This window comes from Streptomyces sp. NPDC003038 (assembly GCF_040611115.1).
Classification (GTDB): Bacteria; Actinomycetota; Actinomycetes; order Streptomycetales; family Streptomycetaceae; genus Streptomyces.
The window spans coordinates 1,679-3,145 of sequence record NZ_JBEXNN010000092.1 but is presented as its reverse complement, the minus strand read 5'-3'; the positions used below and the strand labels follow the sequence as shown (position 1 = coordinate 3,145).

The window sequence follows — 1,467 nt, the reverse complement described above, 5'->3', positions numbered from 1 at the left end:
CAGACCCGGGCCGATGCCCTTCGTGAGGCGCTGGCGACCCGTGTGGTCGTCGCTGACGGGGCGATGGGGACGATGCTCCAGGCGCAGGATCCGTCGATGGAGGACTTCGAGCAGCTGGAGGGCTGTAACGAGGTTCTGAACGTGACGCGTCCGGACATTGTGCGCACGGTGCACGAGGCGTACTTCTCGGTGGGTGTGGACTGTGTCGAGACGAATACGTTCGGCGCGAATTATGCGGCGCTGGCGGAGTATGACATCGCGGAGCGCAACTTCGAGCTGTCGCAGTCGGGTGCCCGGATCGCGCGGGAGGTGGCGGATGAGTTCACGGTCTCGACGGGGCGGCAGCGGTGGGTGCTGGGTTCGATGGGTCCGGGGACGAAGCTTCCGACGCTGGGCCACATCGGTTACGCGCAGATCCGTGATGCCTATCAGGTCAATGCCGAGGGTCTGATCTCGGGCGGTGCGGACGCGCTGCTGGTGGAGACCACGCAGGACCTTCTGCAGACGAAGTCGTCGATCGTCGGTGCCCGCCGGGCCATGGACGCTTTGGGTGTCTCGGTCCCGCTGATCTGCTCGGTGACGGTGGAGACGACGGGCACGATGCTGCTGGGGTCGGAGATCGGTGCGGCTTTGACGGCGCTGGAGCCACTGGGCATCGACATGATCGGTCTGAACTGCGCGACCGGTCCGGCGGAGATGAGCGAGCACCTGCGCTATCTGGCGCGCCACTCCCGTATCCCGCTTTCGTGCATGCCCAATGCGGGTCTGCCGGTCCTGACCAAGGACGGCGCCCACTATCCCCTCTCGGCGCAAGAGCTGGCGGACGCGCAGGAGACCTTCGTCCGGGAGTACGGGCTTTCGCTGGTGGGTGGATGCTGCGGCACGACGCCGGAGCACCTGCGCCAGGTGGTGGAGCGGGTGCGGGGCGTGGCCGTGACCGAGCGCAGCCCTCAGCCCGAGCCGGGCGCGGCGTCGCTGTATCAGACGGTGCCGTTCCGGCAGGACACCGCTTACATGGCGATCGGTGAGCGGACGAACGCGAACGGGTCGAAGAAGTTCCGTGAGGCGATGCTGGAGGGGCGGTGGGACGACTGTGTGGAGATGGCGCGTGACCAGATCCGCGAGGGCGCCCACATGCTCGACCTGTGTGTCGACTACGTCGGGCGTGACGGTGTCGCGGACATGGCCGAGCTCGCGGGGCGTTTCGCGACGGCCTCGACGCTGCCGATCGTTCTGGACTCCACGGAGGTTCCCGTCCTCCAGGCGGGTCTGGAGAAGCTGGGCGGGCGTGCGGTCATCAACTCCGTGAACTACGAGGACGGCGACGGTCCCGAGTCGCGTTTCGCGAAGGTGACGCGTCTGGCCCAGGAGCATGGTGCCGCGCTGATCGCGCTGACCATCGATGAGCAGGGCCAGGCCCGCACGGTCGAGCACAAGGTCGCCATCGCGGAGCGTCTGATCGCGGAC

At 67.4% G+C, this 1,467-nt stretch carries 1 protein-coding gene; it reads left to right on the top strand.

Going from position 1 to position 1,467, the window contains the following annotated elements:
* The coding region (locus tag ABZX75_RS34115) for a homocysteine S-methyltransferase family protein (protein ID WP_355418072.1) at positions 1–1,467 on the top strand (1,467 nt) is incomplete at both ends.